General features: G+C 62.3%; 18 protein-coding genes. 11 read left to right on the forward strand and 7 right to left on the reverse strand.

What is annotated here, in order from left to right:
- Positions 1 to 43: 43 nt before the first annotated feature.
- The 4 genes from B0G69_RS23220 to B0G69_RS23235 all read right to left on the reverse strand — a co-directional run bounded on the left by B0G69_RS23220 (position 44) and on the right by B0G69_RS23235 (position 3277).
- Positions 44 to 1396 carry an MFS transporter gene (locus B0G69_RS23220; protein ID WP_121321388.1) on the reverse strand — a complete coding sequence of 451 codons (1353 nt, stop codon included), beginning with the start codon at positions 1394 to 1396 and terminating at the stop codon, positions 44 to 46.
- A gap of 67 nt (positions 1397 to 1463) precedes the next feature.
- Entirely contained in the window at positions 1464 to 2027 is a 564-nt protein-coding gene (locus B0G69_RS23225) for an isochorismatase family protein (protein WP_121321390.1), read from the reverse strand.
- Between the two features lie 25 nt (positions 2028 to 2052).
- On the reverse strand, positions 2053 to 2505 hold the full coding sequence (locus B0G69_RS23230; protein WP_121321392.1) for a MarR family transcriptional regulator: 453 nt from the start codon (positions 2503 to 2505) through the stop codon (positions 2053 to 2055).
- 124 nt (positions 2506 to 2629) lie between these two features.
- Positions 2630 to 3277 (reverse strand): VTT domain-containing protein, encoded by a 648-nt coding sequence (locus B0G69_RS23235; protein ID WP_121321394.1) that lies wholly within the window; start codon positions 3275 to 3277, stop codon positions 2630 to 2632.
- 113 nt (positions 3278 to 3390) lie between these two features.
- Here B0G69_RS23235 and B0G69_RS23240 point away from each other — a divergent pair, with 113 nt between their 5' ends.
- The gene (locus B0G69_RS23240) at positions 3391 to 3918 is read left to right on the forward strand and encodes a GNAT family N-acetyltransferase (protein WP_121321396.1); all 528 of its coding nucleotides are present in this window, start codon (positions 3391 to 3393) and stop codon (positions 3916 to 3918) included.
- Between the two features lie 169 nt (positions 3919 to 4087).
- Here the strand turns inward: B0G69_RS23240 and B0G69_RS23245 are convergent, their stop codons facing one another.
- Together B0G69_RS23245 and B0G69_RS23250 are read right to left on the reverse strand one after the other, a co-directional pair.
- Positions 4088 to 5149, reverse strand: coding sequence for an alkene reductase (locus B0G69_RS23245; protein ID WP_121321398.1), 1062 nt, complete (start codon positions 5147 to 5149; stop codon positions 4088 to 4090).
- Positions 5150 to 5232: 83 nt separating this feature from the next.
- Positions 5233 to 5535 carry a helix-turn-helix transcriptional regulator gene (locus B0G69_RS23250; protein ID WP_121321401.1) on the reverse strand — a complete coding sequence of 101 codons (303 nt, stop codon included), beginning with the start codon at positions 5533 to 5535 and terminating at the stop codon, positions 5233 to 5235.
- 606 nt (positions 5536 to 6141) lie between these two features.
- Here B0G69_RS23250 and B0G69_RS23255 point away from each other — a divergent pair.
- Complete coding sequence (locus B0G69_RS23255) at positions 6142 to 6663, forward strand: PH domain-containing protein (RefSeq protein WP_121321402.1); 522 nt, start codon at positions 6142 to 6144, stop codon at positions 6661 to 6663.
- A gap of 240 nt (positions 6664 to 6903) precedes the next feature.
- Here B0G69_RS23255 and ppk2 read toward each other — a convergent pair whose 3' ends face one another.
- Positions 6904 to 7719: a polyphosphate kinase 2 gene (gene ppk2 / locus B0G69_RS23265; RefSeq protein ID WP_121321404.1), complete on the reverse strand. Its 816-nt coding sequence runs from the start codon at positions 7717 to 7719 to the stop codon at positions 6904 to 6906.
- A gap of 203 nt (positions 7720 to 7922) precedes the next feature.
- Between ppk2 and B0G69_RS23270 the strand changes: the two genes are divergently transcribed.
- From B0G69_RS23270 to B0G69_RS23305, 9 genes are all read left to right on the forward strand, one after another.
- The gene (locus tag B0G69_RS23270) at positions 7923 to 8603 is read left to right on the forward strand and encodes a hypothetical protein (RefSeq protein WP_121321407.1); all 681 of its coding nucleotides are present in this window, start codon (positions 7923 to 7925) and stop codon (positions 8601 to 8603) included.
- Positions 8604 to 9030: 427 nt separating this feature from the next.
- The gene (locus B0G69_RS23275; RefSeq protein ID WP_121321409.1) at positions 9031 to 9618 is read left to right on the forward strand and encodes a YSC84-related protein; all 588 of its coding nucleotides are present in this window, start codon (positions 9031 to 9033) and stop codon (positions 9616 to 9618) included.
- Positions 9619 to 9932: 314 nt separating this feature from the next.
- Positions 9933 to 10100, forward strand: a complete 168-nt coding sequence (locus B0G69_RS41085) for a hypothetical protein (RefSeq protein WP_158608968.1) — start codon at positions 9933 to 9935, stop codon at positions 10098 to 10100.
- An 882-nt stretch (positions 10101 to 10982) separates the two neighbouring features.
- On the forward strand, positions 10983 to 12416 hold the full coding sequence (locus B0G69_RS23280; protein WP_121321410.1) for an ATP-binding protein: 1434 nt from the start codon (positions 10983 to 10985) through the stop codon (positions 12414 to 12416).
- Between the two features lie 17 nt (positions 12417 to 12433).
- Complete coding sequence (locus B0G69_RS23285) at positions 12434 to 13057, forward strand: response regulator (protein WP_121321412.1); 624 nt, start codon at positions 12434 to 12436, stop codon at positions 13055 to 13057.
- 159 nt (positions 13058 to 13216) lie between these two features.
- Entirely contained in the window at positions 13217 to 13603 is a 387-nt protein-coding gene (locus tag B0G69_RS23290) for a response regulator (protein ID WP_121321414.1), read from the forward strand.
- Positions 13604 to 13814: 211 nt separating this feature from the next.
- The gene (locus B0G69_RS23295; protein ID WP_121321416.1) at positions 13815 to 14207 is read left to right on the forward strand and encodes a hypothetical protein; all 393 of its coding nucleotides are present in this window, start codon (positions 13815 to 13817) and stop codon (positions 14205 to 14207) included.
- A 130-nt stretch (positions 14208 to 14337) separates the two neighbouring features.
- Positions 14338 to 15528 (forward strand): efflux RND transporter periplasmic adaptor subunit, encoded by a 1191-nt coding sequence (locus B0G69_RS23300; protein ID WP_241991543.1) that lies wholly within the window; start codon positions 14338 to 14340, stop codon positions 15526 to 15528.
- 13 nt (positions 15529 to 15541) lie between these two features.
- Entirely contained in the window at positions 15542 to 18760 is a 3219-nt protein-coding gene (locus B0G69_RS23305; protein ID WP_121321420.1) for a multidrug efflux RND transporter permease subunit, read from the forward strand.
- Position 18761 lies beyond the last annotated feature (1 nt).

Below are 18761 nucleotides of genomic sequence, written 5' to 3' on the forward strand. Positions count from 1 at the left end.
TCAGGCGCGGCTTTTTTGCATTGCATCGAATCGGCGGGGTCGTCTAAACGCCCGACGAAGCGTCTTCCTCCGCTTCGCTCACGGCGGCGTCTTGCACCGCGGCGACGGGACCGACGTAAGACGTTGCCGAAGTCGCAACCGGACGCGCGTCGTCGATGCTGTAGCGCAACCGTCGCCCTTCGACATACACGCGCAACTGCCGGTACTTCACGAGATAAAGCAGGCCGACGAGCGCCGCAGCGAAGCCCGAAGCGGCGCCCACGCCGAGCGCCCAGCGCGGGCCGAAACGATCCGCGACCCAGCCCACCACCGGTGCGCCGAGCGGCGTGCCCCCCAGCGCGATCGCTAGCAGGATCGCGATCACGCGGCCACGCATCGCGGGCTCCGTGGTGAGCTGCACGAGACTGTTGGTGGAAGTGGTGAAGGTTTGCGTCGATACGCCGATCACGACGAGCGCCATGCCGAACAGCACGTAGTTCGGCATCAGCGCGGCCACCGTGCAGCCCACGCCGAAAATCGCGCCCGCGCCGAGCAGCAGCGCCATCCGGGGGCGCGCGCGGCGCGCGGCGAGCAGTGCGCCGGTGACCGAGCCGATCGCCATTGTCGAGCTCAGCGCGCCGTATTGACTGGCGCCCGCGTGAAAGGCCGTGACCGACATCGTGGAGATGAAAATCGGGAAGTTCAGTCCGAACGTGCCGATCAGGAACAGCATCAGCAAGGCCGCTTTCAGATCGGGACGCGTCCACACATACTTGAAGCCTTCGACGAAACTGCCGCGCGAGCGCACGGCGCGTGGCTTCAGATGCAGTTCGTGCAGGCGCAGCATGCGCAGCGAACCGAGCACCGCGACGAAAGACAGCGCGTTGATCAGGAACACCCAGCCGGTGCCCACCGACGCGATCAGCAGCCCCGCCACAGCGGGCCCGATCATGCGTGCCGCGTTGAACGAGGTGGAGTTGAGGCCGACCGCATTCGCCAGATCGCTTTCGCCGACGAGATCCGACACGAAGGTTTGACGCGCCGGAGAATCGAACGCGGTGACGCAGCCGAGCAGCCCCGCGAAAACATAGACCTGCCAGAGTTGCACGAGCCCGGTGATCGTGAGAAGACCGAGCGCTAGTGCCAGCGAGCCCATCGCCGCCTGGGTGGCGAACAGCAGCTTGCGGCGGTCGAAATGATCGGCCGCATAGCCGGTGAGCGGCAGCAACAGCATTTGTGGCCCGAATTGCAAGGACATGACGATACCCACGGAAGTCGCATTGTGATGCGTGAGTTCCGTGAGTACGAGCCAGTCTTGCGCCGTGCGCTGCATCCACGTACCGACGTTCGAGACGATCGCGCCACTCGCCCAGACCCGGTAATTGAAATTTCGCAGCGAACGGAAAGTGCCTGTCACAGCATGATTCCCGTCTGAACGGCGAACCATGCCGTGTGCAGCCGCGAGCGCGCGATCAGGTGCATGGTCATGCGCGCGTGCTGTCGAGCAGGGCGAGGACCTCCTGCGTCGTGCCGGTTTCGCCCAGACGCGGGAAGATGCGCGTGATGCTGTTGATGTGCGCATCCGCGTTCATGTCGGTCATCGCGTCGACCACGAGCGTGACGTTCAGGCCGAGTTCGCTCGCGTAGCGCGCGGTGGATTCGACGCCGATGCTGGTTGCAATACCCACTAGCACCACTTGCGTCACACCTTCCTTGCGCAGATAGGCTTCGAGGTCCGTGTTCGTGAACGCGCCCCAGGTCCGCTTGGTCACCAGATGATCCGACGGCTGCGGGTTCAGTTCGGGCACGAGCTCCGCGAATTCGGCGGGGAAGTCGCCGGTGCGGGTGCCCTGGTCGGTGCGGCCCGGTGCGCCGGCCGCGACGTTGACGAGTACCACGGGCAGGCCGTGGCGGCGAAACGCGTCGAGGACGGCGACCGAGCGTTGGACGATTTCGCTCGCCGGGTGAACGACGGGCAGTGCGACGATGCCGTGCTGCAAATCGATCACGATCAGCGCAGTCTTTGGATCGAGGGTGGTGAGTGCCATGGTGTGCTCCAGGGGGAACGAGTCGTTACGAGTCGATCAGGCGTTTGAGTAAGTCGACGCCGATAGCGAGCTGTTGCTGCTCGGCCGGTGAGAAGTGGGTCTGGATGGTGCGAAACAGCCAGTCTTCGCGTGCGGCCCGGGCGGCCTTGATTTTCTTGCGAAAGGCCGGAGTCAGGGAGAGAACCGTCTGCCGGCCGTCAGTCGGATCGGGTGCGCCGTTGACGAATCCCGCGGCTTTCAGCGTCGAAAGCGTTTCGCCCATCGATTGCGGGCGCATGCCCCGCGCCCGTGCGAGCGCCGTGACCGTAGCCGGACCTTCGCGCTCCAGCAGAGCGAGAACCTGCATCTGCGAAGGCGTGAAGTCGCCCACATTGGACTCTTCGCGCAGACGGCGGCGCAGCTTCACACCCACCACGCGCAGATCTTCAGCCAATGCGTGCAGCGCTTCGGGGGTAGGCGAAGGGGTATTCCTGCTCATGCGATGACAGCCAGATGTGAAGGTTACCTGAGAAGGTTACCTTCACATCTCGTTCGAGTCAAGCCGGGACGCCGTGGCGAACGGCGGCCATGCAGCTGATGCGAAGCATGCCGCGCCCGGAAGTTCAGGGAGCGCGCAAGCGCCGATGGACCACGCGCCATACCGTACCGCCGATCAGCATAGCGCCGCCGAGCGCAATGCCCAGCAGGACGATTGCACTTATATGATCGCGCACCATCGGCACGTTGCCGAACAGGAAACCGGCCGTCATCAGCGAGACGACCCATAGGACCGCGCCGGCGCTCACGAGCCACACGAAACGCGAGAACGTCATGCGCGAGACGCCGGCGACGAACGGCGCGAACGTGCGCACTACGGCGATGAACGGCGACAGCAGAAAGGTCAGGCCTCCGCGTGCTTCGCTGAAATCGTGCGCTTTACGCAGCGCGCGCGTGTTGAGCCAGCGATAGTCGGCGGTATAGACCTTCTGGCCGACCGCGCGTCCGATCGCGTAGCCCACGATGCTGCCGCCCACCGTCGCCACGAACAGCACGGGCGCCACGATCCAGGCATTGAGGGCGCCCGTGGCCGCGAGCGCGCCGCAGATGAAAATCAGCGGATCGCCTGGCAGGAAAAACAGCGGCAGGAAACCGTATTCGACGAACACGACGACAAACAGCAGCACATATGCGCCGTTGCCGAACTGCGTGATCAGTGCGCCCAGGTGCTGGTCGAGATGCAGCGCGACCTGCAACACATTCAGGAGATCCATCTTGGGCCGAAGGGGAGTCAGATGTCAGGAGTGTAGTCCCGCGGTAGCGCGAGCACTTGTGTATTTGTCTGTTGAGATGTCAATATCGGGCGATATTTTTGGTTCGGAACGCCATGCAGCCTGCACCTACTGTCACTTTCCGTTTTGCCGCGCCGCGCGAGGCGAGCGTGATTCGCGAGATCGAATTCGAAGCAGGCCAGCGCTTCGTCAGTGTCGGCATGGCCGGGATTGCCGATGCGCCGCCGATGGCGCCGGAACTCGTCGAGCGCAAGATCGCCGCGAGCGAGATCATCGTCGCGGTGGACGCCGATGCAACATGCGCCGGCTTCGTGATGTTCGAGCCGCAGCCCGCGCGTCTCTATGTCCAGGAACTCGACGTGCTCACCGCGTATGCGGGGCGGCGCATCGGTGCTTCGCTCATCGAGCAGGTCGCGCAACTCGCGCGCACGCGGCAATTGCCACAACTCATTCTGTCGACGTATCGTGAGGTGCCGTGGAATGCGCCGTATTATCGGCGACTGGGGTTTCGCGACATCGAGCAAGCCGAGCTCGATGCGGTATTGATCGCGCGGCGCGACGCGCATATCGCGCGAGGACTCGACGAATCGAAGCGCGTGTTCATGCGGCGTGATCTGGGATGACGTTTTGGGGTGTCGGCGTGTGCTGTCGGGTTGATTCAGCGCGAGCGGGCCGTGGCGAACATGGTGAAGGGGCAACGCGCAAGAAAGCGCGGCGGGTGATGAGCGAATATTGTTCGCTCATCACCCGCCGCACGGTTTCTACAGCGACCCGCGATTCACACGCGGCCGCTTATTCCACCGTTTCCAGCGCCGGATAATCCACGTAGCCGGTTTCTCCGCGCGCATAGTAGGTCGCCGGATTCGGCTTGTTCAACGGCGCATCCGTCGCGAGCCGGCGCACCAGATCCGGATTGGCAATGAACAGTTGACCCCATGCCACCGCGTCCGCTTCGCCCGCGTCGAGCACCTGCTGTGCGGTCTCTTTGGTGAACTTCTCGTTCGCAATGTACGGGCCGCCGAATGCCTTCTTCAACTGCGGGCCGAGGCGGTCTTCGCCGAGCGATTCGCGGGCGGCAATGAACGCGATCTTGCGCTTGCCGAGTTCGCGGGCCACATAACCGAAGGTGCCGGCCGGGTCGGAATCGCCCATTGCGTGCGAGTCGCGGCGCGGTGCGAGATGCACGCCGACGCGGTTCGCGCCCCACACGTCGATACACGCGTCGGTCACTTCGAGCAGCAGACGCGCACGGTTTTCGATCGGGCCGCCATAGGCATCGGTACGCTTGTTGGTGCTGTCCTGCAGGAACTGGTCGAGCAGGTAGCCGTTCGCGCCATGCACTTCGACGCCGTCGAAACCCGCCGCCTTCGCGTTTTCCGCGCCCTGGCGGAACGCTTCGACCACGCCGGCGATTTCATCGAGTTCCAGCGCGCGCGGTGTCACGTACGGACGTTCCGGACGCACCAGGCTCACGTGACCTTTTGCCGCGATCGCGCTCGGCGCAACCGGCAACTCGCCGTTCAGGAACAGCGGGTCCGAAATGCGGCCCACATGCCACAGTTGCAGGAAGATCTTGCCGCCCGCGGCGTGCACTGCGTTCGTGACGAGCTTCCAGCCTTCAACCTGTTCCTGCGACCAGATGCCCGGCGTTTCCGCATAGCCGACGCCCTGCGGCGTGACCGAAGTGGCCTCGCTGATAATCAGGCCGGCCGTTGCGCGCTCGGCGTAGTAGCGTGCCATCAGCGCGTTCGGCACGCGGACTTCTTCGGCGCGTTGACGCGTCAGCGGGGCCATGATGATGCGGTTCGACAACGTGATGTCGCCAATTTGCAGCGGATCGAAAAGAGTCGGCATAAGAGTTCACCTTTGGCGGCGGGCGCGGCCCGAGCCTGAAAAAACTGCGTGATGAAGGTAGCGCGGCGATGCGAGCGAAGCGTTCAGAGCCGGGAGTTCATATGATCGAGGAACGCCTGGATGACGGGCTCGTTGCGCTTGAAAAAGACCCATTGACCGACCCGCTTCGACGTGACGAGCCCCGCGCGCTGCAAGGCCGCGAGGTGCGCCGACACGGTGGACTGCGACAGGCCGCAGCGCGCGTCGATCTTGCCCGCGCATACGCCGTGATCAAGCGGCAACTCCTGATCGGCGAAATGCGCGTGCGGCTCCCGCAGCCAGCCGAGAATCTCCCGGCGGACCGGGTTGGCAAGCGCTTTGTGGATCGCGTCGATATCGGGTTTCATCTGGGTTCGTTCAAGCTATTCGACAACAGGCAGCCGGGACGCCGGAAGGCGTCGACGCATCTGCATCGCTACATCGCGAAGTATATATCGTAATCTTGCGATATGTTTGAAAGCACTACTGGCGATGGGGCGATCGCGTTATCGACATACAAAAAAGCGCGCCCGACCCTCTTGCGACGTTCACGCATCGGACCGCAACGGCCGCAATGGCCGCAGGGTCGCGCTAAAGCGGCCAAAAATGGAAGGCGTACTCACTGCGGTGCTCGCATGGCTGGTATTCCGCGAAAACCTCGCTTTTCAAATATTTCTCGGGATGGTCTCGATCGTTGCATGGGACTAAACCCGGACGGATGACGACCGCCTCACTTCATTCCCCAGCGGTGTTTCGCAGCAGGCCGCCCAACGACACTTCCTCGCGCCGAAAAAGGCCGTGGGCCGGTCTGCGACGATCACTGCGCTACAATCGCCCTATGTCAGTGTGCTTGGCGTAACGGTCATGGCATTGTCACCGGTCAGCAGTCAGTTCGCCGACGCGCAGCCCAATCGGGCAGCGCCGCCTTTTTCGACGGACGACTCGGGCCGTCGGTCAAAAAAGGAATAAACGCGATGGCTAATCAGGTGATTTTCAGCGGCGCGCCGTCGCAGGCCTGCAATCTTCCAGCGCTCCTGAAGGGGGGCGTTGTCATGGCAATGATTGGCGGTGTACATCTCTGCACGTCGAACGCTTTCCCGTTTCAGTGGAATGTGCTGCTTGCACAAGCCGGCGCGGTTTTGATCGGTGTCGGTTTGCCGGTCGTCAAGACCGCGTTCACCCGAATCGTCATCGATACCGCACGAATTTCCTGGACGCAGGGCATTTTGCATCGCCGTGTGTCGACTCTCGAACTTTCCCGGATTCAGTGCATCACCTCGATCCACCCATGGTGGCAACGCCTGTTCGGCACCGGCACGATCATCCTGATGACCAACGATGCAGCTCATCCCGTGAGGCGTTTGCCGGCCATCAGCAATGCGGATCAGCTCTGCAAGAAACTTGAGGATGCGGTGGCCCTGCATCAGGAACGGCTTGTTCCCGCGTACACGAATGATCCAAACGCGCCGGGTTACTCTCAGGTGCACGGTATGTGAACCGGCGACATCAGTTCGCACATGCCAGATCTTTGCTGACTGCATTTCGGGCTGCAGATGGCGATGCCCGAGTCACGCCTACGTGCGATCTACGTGGTCGATTGGGCCGTCCGGCCGACCGATATCGTGCCGATCCAAGTTCTCGAGGAGGCGTTCATCGACGATGGCAAGATAAGCGGGTTTTGCAAGAGCCAACTCAGGCAGAGAGACCTTGGCTGCGCCACCGCGATCCCACCAAGCTCAGAATCGCTCGGCGACGTATTTGAACGGATGGTCCGGTTCCTTATAGCCGTCGGGTTTCTGCCTTTTCGGTAGCGTCACTTTCTTGCGCGGCATCGCCGTATAGGGAATCCTGCTCAGTACATCGCTGATGATGTTCAGTCGCACGCGCCGCTTGTCGTTCGAATTCGCCACGTGCCACGCGGCGATCCCGGTGTCCGTCGCTTCGAACATCGCGTCGCGCGCACGCGAGTAGTCATACCATCGGCTATACGATTTCAAATCCATATCCGTGAGCTTCCAGACCTTACGCCCGTCGTGGATGCGGGCTTCGAGACGGCGGGTCTGTTCCTCGGGGCTGACCTCCAGCCAGTATTTGAGGAGAATCACCCCGGACTCGACGATCGCCCGCTCGACCAGCGGCAGCGCCTTGAGGAAGGCCACGGCGTCCGCGTCGGTGCAGAAGCCCATCACCCGCTCGACGCCCGCGCGGTTGTACCAGCTACGATCGAAGATCACGACTTCCCCCGCGGCCGGCAAGTGCGGCAGATAGCGCTGCACGTACATCTGGCTCTTTTCCCGGTCGGTCGGCGCGGGGAGCGCGACGACGCGAAATACGCGCGGACTCACGCGCTCGGTGAGCGCCTTGATGGTGCCGCCCTTGCCCGCGCCATCACGTCCTTCGAAAACAATGCAGACTTTGCTGCCCGTTTGCACCACCCATTCCTGGAGCTTGACGAGTTCGACATGCAGATCGAACAACGCCTTGCGGTACTCCTTGTATGAGAGTGCCTTGCCCTCGACGGACGGGCCCCCTTTCGCCTGGGTCTTCGCCATTGCCCTGTCTCCGCGCGTAGATGAGCTGAGTCATTAGCCAACGATCCTTTTGCAATGTAGTGCGCGGCGCGCGGGAAGACCATACGACCTTGGTCCAATATCGGCGCCGGATCGCGAGCCGTATGCTGCATGATGTTCAATGGCATCGGCGCGTTCGGCCAGATGGTGAGAACGATCACACGCTAACCGCGGCGGGAGATCTCATGGGCTTTACCGGTCTAATGGATCAGCAGGACATCGGCGCTCGCGAGCCGATTCTGGATACCGTCGATCGGGTATCGGAACTGTGTTTTGGCCTCTTCATGGCGCTCACGTTTGTCGGGGCCGTGTCGGCCGCGACGGCGGGCGAAGGCGCCGGGCGCAAAATGTTCTATACGGCACTCGGCTGCAACCTCGCGTGGGGTCTGGCGGACGCGGTGATGTTCCTCGTGCGCACGCTGACGAATCGCGGCCGCCGGCTGACCCTCGCGTTGAACATCAAACACGAGCAGGACGCGGCCGCGGGCGTTCGTGCGCTTCGCAAGGCATTGCCGGCATGGATCACACCGCTGATCGCCGATACGGAACTGGAGCCGATCCGGGCGCGCATCGCCACGATCCCCGATTGGCCGGGCCGTCCGCGCTTTTTGCGCGATGACGTCGTTGGCGCGGTGGGCATCTTCGTGATTGTCGTTGTGTCGACTTTCCCGGTGGCATTGCCGTTCGTGCTGTTCGCGGACGTCTCGACGGCGTTGATCGTTTCGCGCGTGCTGACGATTGCCATGCTATTCGGCAGCGGGATGGCGCTGGGCCACCACGCCGGGTTCGGCGGATGGAGAGCGGGACTGGCGATGGCGGCGCTCGGCGTCGTGCTGACCATGGCGATCATTGCGCTGGGCGGTTGATGACGGGCGGCGATTGTGCATAGCGCATTCACGAAGCAAGGGGCGACATGGTGCCTTCGGGCGATCGGTCTGTCCAACGCTCACGCGGCGCCTCCAGGGGGGCGCCCTGTAAGACCAAGGTCCGATTTCCCAATTGCCGCGCCGTGACATCATGTAAGCGGAGGCGTTGCAGTCGCGGTCCTGGGTCATCGAAGGCATGGCGGCTCGATATGTCCGGCGCAATCCGGACGCCTGCGCCGTGTGGACAGAAGTGTGAGGCCGGGTGAGAGCTTCACGGGTGTCGTCGCGCACCCGCCGCGCTGCGCGTGGGGGGACCGGCAAGCCGGGTTGCACGGCAGCCACCTGCCGGATTGCGATAGAGCAAGGGACCGAAGCGGCCGGACACAGCGGCCGGCGATTCGCACTGTAACCACAACGGAGCTAGATAATGAACAGACGGAACTTTGTGCAAACGATCGCGATTTCAGGCGCTGCCGCGAGTTTGGCTTTGACGGGTTGCACCACGACATCGGGTGGTGGCAAGAGTCCCGAGACTGCCGCGTCGAAGCGGCATGAGATCGATGCAGCTGTGAACGGCACGTTGTCGCGGCTGACCACGGAGGTCCAGGGTTCGCATGAGCTCATGGCGAAGGCCCAGGGGATTCTGGTTTTTCCGGACGTGAAAAAAGCGGCCTTTATCGTGGGCGGCTCGCACGGCGATGGGGCGTTGCGTGTCGGTGGCGCGACCGTCGGTTACTACAGTACGACCGCCGCTTCATTTGGATTTCAGGCCGGCGTTCAGTCGACCGCGATCATCTTCCTCTTCATGACGAAGGACGCGCTGGACACGTTCCGCAACTCGAACGGCTGGTCCGCCGGCGCCGACGCGGGTGTTTCGATTGCGAAAGTCGGCGCCAACGGTGCACTGGACACGTCGTCCGTGAATTCGCAGGTCGTGGCGCTGGTATTGACCAATGTCGGTCTGATGGCGGATCTGTCGCTCTCCGGAACGAAGGTGAACCGGCTCGACCTGTAAGCGAGCAAAACATGCTGGACCGTTCCGCCACGCTGAATCAACCGGCGTAGCCGACGGCGGCGCCGTTGCGTCGCGAACCCGTCAGCGCGCGCGACGGAGTGCGATAAGACCGGCGCAAAGCGTCGTGATGGATCACGTGGTTGGGCGAGAGCCGGACAACGGGGCGTAACCATGCGCAAGGCCGTCGACTCTCCGCGTATGATCGCGGCGTCGCAGAGCGCGCGCACGTATCTGACCGCCGATGAACGGGCCCGCGACGGCCGGCTCCTGCCCGACACGGTGCCACGCGTGTCGCGGCCGGATGGCCGGCGCCCGTGGATCGTCAAGATCCGGTGGACTGGCTCATCAAGTCCAATGAGGGCCGCATTCCGGCGTTGATGACGATCTGCTTCGCGCGCATGTCGGCGTCTGCGTTCGCGTTTTATCGCGCGTTCGTGGGCGCGATCCGGGATGGGCGAATCGAAGCCGTGGCCAACGAATGATGGCCTTCGGCGATGCCATTTCACCGTTCTCCGGATCGTCGTCCTTCCCGCGCATAAGTCCGGCGTCGCCCCGACCGGGCCGGCCGCGGTCATCTCTATCCGGCGGGCCAGCGCCATGACTCGTCATTCTTGATGCAGTCCAGGCTATGTCTTCGTCGCTACCGGCGTTCGTATTCATTGGAAGTCGCTACTGAATTCGCACGAGCATCGCCGCGAATTATAGTGCCGGATCGGGATGCATTTTAGAAAACGGCTGCGTCGCGATAAGAGCGACATCGAATGCGCTGAACAAAAATTAAACATTTTCTAAATATGTCGGTTTTTGGCGGACGGGTTAACCACGAGTGGATCGTGTCGTTATAAATTTCGGCATGCTATTTGTAGGCAAAAAAATATCATGGAAAACCGGGAAGCGCGCTTGATAGTATCGAAATCCGTGGCGAAAATCGTTTCGCCGGAGAGTTCGTGTGGAAGGTTTGTCACGCGCGAAATCCCTCTGCAGTGCGTCCAGCGAGCCGCCACCACAGATAAATGCCGGCTGCATATTAGAAAAAGACGCCCGTAGTCAAGTTTTCGCACTTCTGGAAAAGCGTATGGATAATTAACCCGGTATGAAATCAGCTGTGTGCCATTATTCCGACGACAACTAATGTATGTCAGAAAGGACCAGAAACCTTGGCCTACAGTGGGCACGTGAATTTGGAAAATTGCATCTTTTTCTCATGAAATCGCCGCTTGATGATCCTATACTGTTTCCAAGTTACTGGTGTACGACGTGATCGGCCACGGAATCGGCGTAAGCGCTGTAATCCGGCAGACCAGGCGTTGCGGTGGTGTTGACTGACTCCATACATGCACTTGACGCTGGTGACGGAGATTCCAATGATCAACCTGATCGTGCAGGGCAAGGACCTGATGCAAGGCGTGGTTGGATTTGCGATGACCCTCTATGTGCAACCGCGCCGTCCTTCCCCAGGCTCCCATCGGGATGCAGGCGCCTTCATTCTCAACACCAGTTCGACTCACGAGCGGGGCGATCCGCGTTTGGGAACGCCTGAAGCCGAATCGGCCGCTTTCATTCGCGACGCTGCGGACCGGTTCAGGCTGCCCGTAGCAGCCGACGAGCGTGAGCTTGCCGGTTCCAGGTCGGGATGGCGAAGCTACGCGGGCGCATGCGTGTCGTGGCTGCGCGCAGGTGGGCGGCTCAGACGCGAGATGCTGGACCAGCGAATTTCGTGGCGCGACGCGCTCGACATGTTGCCGGTCCCGATCCTCACGGTCGATCCGCAGAATCGGATCGCTTTTGCGAACGCGAGCACGATCGAACTGTTCGGCTACACGAGAGAACAATTGATCGGTGCATCGACCGAGATGCTATTTCCGATCCGGAGCCTGCGCGATTGCCAGTCCACGGGCGCGGACGATGACGTTGCAAACAGCACGAGTAACGGAAAAACCACCCAGATGCGCTTCGCGCGGCGCAGCGACGGTGAAGGTTTTCACGTCGAAACCAATACGACGAAATACGGCGCGGGCAATGAGCAAGTGCGGATCATCGCGATATCGAGTCGCAATGCATGCCGCGAAGTCGATCGAAACCGCAAGGAGCTGATGCATCTGGCGCGCGTCGCTTCGTTGGGAGAACTGGCGAGTTCTCTTGCCCACGAGTTGAACCAGCCGCTTACAGCCATCCTGAGCAACGCACAGGCCGCGCAGAAATTCATCGAATCGGATAAGGCCAATACGGCAGACCTGCGTGAGGCGGTGGATGACATCGTCCTGGATAGCTGTCGCGCGAGCGAAGTGATCAAGAAGATCCGCACGATGGTGCGAAAAGGCGACATGGAGTTGCAACCGGTGGATGTGGGCGGTGTGGTGCGCGACATCGCGCTGCTTGTGCACAGCGATGCGATGGCGCGCGAGGTCAGCACGACATTCGACATTGCCGAGAATCTGTCGATGGTGCTCGGCGACAAGGTTCAATTGCAGCAGGTCGTACTGAATCTGCTGCTGAACGCCTTCGACGCGGTGAAGGAATGCGACCCGAAGGACCGCCTGATCGAAACGACGGTGCGCGAAGAATCCGGCACAGGCGTGCGGATTACGGTGAAAGACCGGGGTCAGGGATTGACCGCCGACAAGATGAGCAAAATATTCAGGCCATTTTTCACGACCAAACCTCAAGGACTCGGACTGGGTCTGTCTATCAGCCGCACGATCGTGACGGCGCACGGAGGCCGGTTATGGGCGGAGAACAACGAGGGCAAGGGAGCATCCTTTCACATAGCGCTGCCGCGGGGCGCGGACCTGCGATAGGGCCGCCTCCGGCCGTCGTGAGTCAGGCCGCCGCCCGCGTTTTCATCGTCGACGATGACGAGCGTGTGCGATGCGCGCTCGCCCGACTGCTGCGCGCGTCGGGTTATCACGTCGAATCCTTCGAGAGCCCGGATGCTTTTCTGGACCGGGCCGATCTGGCGAGCACGCCCGCCTGTCTCGTTCTCGATCTGCAGATGCCAGGCATGACCGGGCTCGACGTGCAGCGCAATCTCAAGCAGTTGCTCCCCATCGTCTTTCTGACAGGGCGGGGCGACGTCAGCACGAGCGTCGAAGCCATGAAGGGCGGTGCGCTCGATTTTCTGCCCAAGCCGGTGTGCGAGTCGCTATTGCTGGCCGCGATCGATCGCGCGCTCGAACGGGCTTGCATCGAGTTTGCGAAAAGAAACGAAGCGGCGGAGCTTCAGGAGCGGGTCAACCATCTCACGCGCCGTGAACGCGAGGTCATGGTGCTCGTGCTGACCGGACGCCTGAACAAGCAGGTCGCCAGCGATCTTGGCGCGGCCGAAAAGACGATCAAGATTCATCGGGCGCGCGTGATGGAGAAGATGAAAGCCCGATCGATCGTCGAACTCGTTCGGCTCGCGGAAAAAGCCGGCCTGTACCCGGCCGACGACAAGTAGTCCTGCATGGTCCGATCAGGGACCGGGGAACGTTCATCGTCTTCGGTCCCCGCTAGCTGCCGCTAGTGGACCAAAGTCCTATATCTCATTTCCCAGTCTGCCGTTAGTCTGAAGCACCAATGATCTATTCATGGAGCGACAGCGTGTTCGCGTCGCCATATGGTCAACCCCAACCAAATCGTTGCTGTGGTCGACGATGACGAATCGGTTTGCCGGGCCATCAAGCGTCTGCTGCACTCCGCAGGGATCGAGGCGGAGACGTTCTCAAGTGGCGACGAACTGTTGAATACGCTGTCGGCGATTCCGTCATATCGGCCTGCGTGTGTCATTCTGGACATCCAGATGCCGGGAACCGGCGGCCTGGAAGTCCAGCGTCAACTTGCGCCGCTCGGTTTGCCGATCATCATGATCACGGCTCACGACGAACTCGCCGTTCGACAGGCGGCGCTGGCGTCGGGCGCCGCAGCGTATCTGCGCAAACCTTTCAATGCGGCGATTCTGCTCAAGGCGGTGGAACTGGCGATAAACGGTCCGTTGCGCCCTTGAAGCACGCTCACCCCACCTGGCGATATGAGACTAAAGTCCCATTGTCTCCCCGTATGGCTACAACCAAACTGACCTAAGTCAGCGCGTCAACCGGGCGGTCGGCCGCTTCGAACCGAAGGCGCGGCTACCTGACCCGACGCGTTCGCTGGGTGACGGCGCGTGCGCGGGTTCACTGTGCGCGCAGCCTTCAAAGAAAACGCGGGAGTACGCGATGAAATCCGGGTCCGTTTTACTCACGATTCTGCTCAGCGTCGTCGCACTCGATACATGGGCCGCCGGCTTCGATGGCAGCAAGCCGCTCCTGTGCGCGACGATCGACGCGCACGCGTGCGATCCGGGCATCGCCTGCACCCGTTCGTTGCCGGACGACATCGGCGCCCCCCGGTTTCTGTCGCTCGATTTCGACAAGAAAGTGATCACCGGACCCGCGCGAACGACGCCCATGCATATCGCCAGCAAGGACGCCAGCCAGATCATCATGGACGGCACCGAGATGGGCTTCGGGTGGACGCTCGTCGTCGATTCGACAGACGGATCGATGACCCTGACGATCGTCAATAGCCAGGACGCCATGGTGCTGTTCGGCAACTGTACGGCCTTATGATCAGGCGGGTCGCGCAATGAAAACCGTCTCCGTCCTCCACACCGAGCAGCGGCGGCATCTTCGCGGACCCGCGGAGCCCTCCGGCCGTTTCCATCGTTCGGGGCGCGCGCTGCTGTTGCTGGCAGCGGCCATGACCCTGCTGGTCGCCTGCAAGAAGCATCCCGCCGCGCCGGCGGCCGCCGCGCCGGAAGTGACCGTCACGACCGTGGTCCAGCGCGATACGCCTGTCGACTTCGACTTTACCGCTCAAACCCAGAGTTCTCGCGAAGTGGAGATTCGCGCGCGGGTGGATGGCTTTCTCGACAAGCGCATGTATACCGAAGGGCAGGTGGTCAAGACAGGCCAGACCATGTTCCAGATGGACAGCAAGCCGTTCGAGGCCGCGCTGCAAACCGCCAGGGGGCAACTGGCGCAGCAGCAAGCGCGGCTGCAGGTGGCCCGGGCGAATCTCGCGCGCGTGGAGCCTCTGGCCGCCCAGAACGCATTGAGCAAGAAAGACCTCGACGACGCGATCGGCAACGAAAAGCAGTCTGCCGCAGCGGTCATCGCCGCGCAGGGAGAGGTCCAGACGGCGCAGCTCAATCTCGGCTACACGACGATCAAGTCGCCGCTCACGGGGCTGTCGAGCTTCGCGCGTCAGCAGGACGGCAGCTATGTCACGGCCACTTCCAACAGCTTGCTGACCTACGTCTATCAACTCGACCCGATGTGGGTGAACTTCAGCATCTCTGAAAACATGATGCTGAAGTACCGCGACGAGATTGCCGCCGGTCAATTGAAATTCCCGCAGAACAATGATTTCGTGGTGCACATCGTTCTGGCCGACGGCTCGATGTTCGAGCACTCGGGGCGCATCGACTTTGCCAATCCGGCCTTCAACACAGAAACCGGGACGTTCCTCGTGCGGGCGGTTTTCGCCAATCCGAATGGGACGTTGCGCCCCGGCCAGTTCGTCAAGGCCCGGATCTCCGGGGCGCTCCGGCCTAACTCGATTCTCGTGCCGCAACGCTCCGTCCTGCAAGGCTCGAAGAGCCACTTCGTGTGGGTTGTCGACAACGAGTCCAAGGCCCGGCAGCGCGTGGTCGAAGTGGGCGATTGGCAGGGCGATGACTGGTTCATATCGGACGGGCTCAAGCCGGGCGAACGCATCGTGGTGGATGGCGCGCTGCGCGTCTCGGCTGGACAGCAGCTCAAGATTGTCCCGGGCCCGGTGCCAGGCGCAGCGCCCGCCGCGGCGGCCGCCTCCGGCAGTGCCGCGCCGCCGCCTTCCGCGCAGGCATCGGGGACGGCGCAAGGAACCCACAGCGGTACGACCCAATGAAAGGGCCGCCGATATGAGCATCTCGCACTACTGCATCGATCGTCCGATTTTCGCGTCGGTCATTTCGATCGTCATCACGCTAGGTGGTGCGCTGGCGATGTTCGCGTTGCCGATCGCGCAATATCCGGACATCACGCCGCCGCAGATCACCATCTCCGCGACCTATCCAGGCGCCAATGCGGAGGTCGTGGCGAACAACGTCGCCGCGCCGATCGAGCAGCAGGTCAACGGCGCGGACAAGATGATCTATATGAACTCGTCGAGTTCATCCACCGGCAACCTGACCATCAACGCGTACTTCGAGATCGGCACGAACCCGGAACTGGCTCAGGTCGACGTGCAGAACCGCGTGAACCTCGCGCTGCCGCAGCTGCCGCAGTCGGTCCAGGCGCAGGGCATTCAGGTGCAGAAGAAGTCGTCCGCTTTCATGATGGTGATCGCGGTCTATTCGCCAACGGACCGGTACGATTCGGTCTACATCGCGAACTTCACCAACATCTACGTACTCGATGCGATCAAGCGCGTTCCGGGTGCGAACCAGTCCAGCATTTTCGGCAATCCGGACTACGCGATGCGGATCTGGCTGAAACCCGACCGGATGGCGCAACTGGGCGTAACGGCCGCCGACGTGCAGCGGGTGGTCGCCAATCAGAACCAGCAGTTCGCGGTGGGCAGCATCGGGCAGTCGCCGACGGGAAAATCCGTCGAACAGTCGTTCGCCGTCACGACGACCGGCCGTCTCGCCGAGCCCTCCGAGTTCGAAAACATCATCGTGCGCGCGGCGAGCGGCGGGGCGGCGATCGTGCGGATCAGGGACATCGGGCGGGCCGAACTGGGGCAAAAGGATTACTCCATTCGCAGCCGGTTCCAGGGCAAGCCCGCGACCGTCCTCGCCGTTTATCAGCAGCCGGGCGCGAATGCGCTCGAAGTCTCGAAGAAGGTCCGCGCGACGCTGGCGGAGTTGAACAAGTCGTTTCCGGAAGGGCTGACCTATGAAATCGCCATGGATACGACCGAGTTCACCCGGGCGTCGATCTCCGACGTGATTCACACCTTCTTCGAAGCGCTGGTGCTCGTCGTCATCGTCGTGTTCGTGTTCCTGCAAAGCCTGCGCGCGACGCTGATCCCGATCGTCGCCGTGCCGGTCTCGATTGTCGGCACCTGCATGTTCATGCTGCTGCTGGGCTTCTCGATCAACATGCTGACCCTGTTCGGGATGGTGCTCGCGATCGGGATCGTCGTGGACGATGCGATCGTCGTGATCGAGAACGTCGAACGAAACATGACGGTGTACAAGCTCAATCCCAAAGACGCCGCCAAAAAGGCGATGGACGAGGTGGCGGGACCGGTCGTCGCGATCGTGCTGGTGCTGTGCGCGGTGTTCGTGCCGGTGGCGTTCCTCGGCGGCATCACGGGGCAAATGTACAAGCAGTTCGCCATTACGATTGCGATCTCGGTCGTGCTGTCCGGCATCGTGGCGCTGACCTTGTCGCCCGCGCTCGCCGCGTTGCTGCTCAAGAGCACCCATCACGAGAAAAAGGGCTTTTTCCGCTGGTTCGACAGGCAGTTCGCCCGGATGACGGCGGGCTACTCGCGCGCGGTCAAGCTGGTGATCAAGCGGTTCATTTTCGGGCTGCTGTTCTTCGTGGGCATGATCGTCCTCGCGGTGCTCATGGTGCGCTCGATTCCGTCGGCGTTCCTGCCGCCGGAGGACCAGGGCTACCTGCTCGGCGCGGTGATCATGCCCGACGCGGCGAGCCTCGACCGGACCGGAGAGGTCTCGCAGAAGGTGACCGACTACTTCATGAAACAGGAGGCGGTCGGGAGTATCACGGTGGTCGATGGGTTCAGCCTGCTCGATAGCCAGAACAAGAACAATTCGAGCACGTTCTTCGTCGGCCTGAAGAGTTTCGAGGATCGTTACACGTCGGCGAACATCAGGACGCAGAATGCGCGCACGGTGCTGCTCGACGCGTACCGCCACTTCGCGGACGTGAAGGAAGGCGTGGTGTTCCCCGTCAACCCGCCGTCGATTCCGGGGCTCGGCACGACCGGCGGCACTGAAATGTGGATTCAGAGCACGGGCGATGCGAGCATCGCGCAGCTCGCGGAGGTGACGCAACAGTTCGTGCAGAAAGCGCGGCAGCGTCCGGAGCTGACCGGCGTGACCATGACGTTCAACGCGTCGTCGAGGCAATTGCTGGTCGAGGTAGACCGCGATAAGTCCGAAACGCTCGGCGTGCCGGTCGAAGACGCGTATAGCACGATGCAGACGATGTTCGGCTCGCTGTACGTGTCGCAGTTCAACCGTTCGAGCCGGCTCTGGCAGGTGATCCTGCAGGCCGAACCGTCGGCCCGGTTGACGCCCGCCGACCTCGATCAGATCTACGTGCGCAGCAAGTCCGGCACGATGCTGCCGGTCACCTCCGTGGCGACCTACCGGTTCGTCGTCGGGCCCGATCTGGTCACGCGCTTCAACAACTTCCCGGCGATCAAGATCACGGCGAACGCCGCGCCCGGATACAGTTCCGGGCAGGTAATCTCCACCCTGGAGGAACTGGCGGCGCAGATGCCGCCCGGCTATAGCGTGGCCTGGAGCGGAGAGGCCTTCGAGGAACGGCAATCGGGTGGCACGTCGGGGCTCGTCTTCGTGTTCGGCCTCGTGATGGTGTTCCTCATCCTCGCCGCGCAGTACGAGAAATGGAGCTTGCCGGTCGGCGTGCTGATGGCGGTTCCGTTCGCGCTTTTCGGCGCATTGCTCGCCGTTCTGCTACGCGGCCTGAGCAACGACGTCTACTTCCAGATCGGGCTGACGATGCTGGTGGCGCTCGCCGCCAAGAACGCGATCCTGATCTTCGAATTCGCCGTGTTGAACCGGGAAACCGGCGCGTCCGTGATCGATGCCACCATGACGGCCGCGGAAGAGCGCTTGCGTCCGATCGTGATGACGTCTCTCGCGTTCATTCTCGGCTGCGTGCCGCTCGCCATCGCGACGGGCGCGTCGGCCAACAGTCGCCATTCGATCGGCACCGGCGTGATCGGCGGGATGATCGGCGCGACAGCCATCGCCGTGTTCTTCATTCCGATGTTCTATTACCTGCTCGAAACGATGTCGTCGCGCTCGCGCGGCGGCAAGCCGACGCCGGACAAAGGCGCGGCCGGAGCGGGGCCGGGCGCGACAGCGGCGGAGCCCGGCTTGCCGCCGCAAGCGCCGTCGCAAGAGAGCAACTGAC

It is taken from the genome of Paraburkholderia sp. RAU2J, assembly GCF_003634845.1.
GTDB lineage: Bacteria > Pseudomonadota > Gammaproteobacteria > Burkholderiales > Burkholderiaceae > Paraburkholderia > Paraburkholderia fynbosensis.

What these genes read in the sequence shown, in the direction of transcription:
- B0G69_RS23225 (WP_121321390.1), bottom strand. Translation starts at nt 2,027, where the DNA reads ATGGCACTCACCACCCTCGATCCAAAGACTGCGCTGATCGTGATCGAT.
- B0G69_RS23230 (WP_121321392.1), bottom strand. Translation starts at nt 2,505, where the DNA reads ATGAGCAGGAATACCCCTTCGCCTACCCCCGAAGCGCTGCACGCATTG.
- B0G69_RS23235 (WP_121321394.1), bottom strand. Translation starts at nt 3,277, where the DNA reads ATGGATCTCCTGAATGTGTTGCAGGTCGCGCTGCATCTCGACCAGCAC.
- B0G69_RS23240 (WP_121321396.1), top strand. Translation starts at nt 3,391, where the DNA reads ATGCAGCCTGCACCTACTGTCACTTTCCGTTTTGCCGCGCCGCGCGAG.
- B0G69_RS23245 (WP_121321398.1), bottom strand. Translation starts at nt 5,149, where the DNA reads ATGCCGACTCTTTTCGATCCGCTGCAAATTGGCGACATCACGTTGTCG.
- B0G69_RS23250 (WP_121321401.1), bottom strand. Translation starts at nt 5,535, where the DNA reads ATGAAACCCGATATCGACGCGATCCACAAAGCGCTTGCCAACCCGGTC.
- B0G69_RS23255 (WP_121321402.1), top strand. Translation starts at nt 6,142, where the DNA reads ATGGCTAATCAGGTGATTTTCAGCGGCGCGCCGTCGCAGGCCTGCAAT.
- ppk2 (WP_121321404.1), bottom strand. Translation starts at nt 7,719, where the DNA reads ATGGCGAAGACCCAGGCGAAAGGGGGCCCGTCCGTCGAGGGCAAGGCA.
- B0G69_RS23270 (WP_121321407.1), top strand. Translation starts at nt 7,923, where the DNA reads ATGGGCTTTACCGGTCTAATGGATCAGCAGGACATCGGCGCTCGCGAG.
- B0G69_RS23275 (WP_121321409.1), top strand. Translation starts at nt 9,031, where the DNA reads ATGAACAGACGGAACTTTGTGCAAACGATCGCGATTTCAGGCGCTGCC.
- B0G69_RS23280 (WP_121321410.1), top strand. Translation starts at nt 10,983, where the DNA reads ATGATCAACCTGATCGTGCAGGGCAAGGACCTGATGCAAGGCGTGGTT.
- B0G69_RS23290 (WP_121321414.1), top strand. Translation starts at nt 13,217, where the DNA reads ATGGTCAACCCCAACCAAATCGTTGCTGTGGTCGACGATGACGAATCG.
- B0G69_RS23295 (WP_121321416.1), top strand. Translation starts at nt 13,815, where the DNA reads ATGAAATCCGGGTCCGTTTTACTCACGATTCTGCTCAGCGTCGTCGCA.
- B0G69_RS23300 (WP_241991543.1), top strand. Translation starts at nt 14,338, where the DNA reads ATGACCCTGCTGGTCGCCTGCAAGAAGCATCCCGCCGCGCCGGCGGCC.
- B0G69_RS23305 (WP_121321420.1), top strand. Translation starts at nt 15,542, where the DNA reads ATGAGCATCTCGCACTACTGCATCGATCGTCCGATTTTCGCGTCGGTC.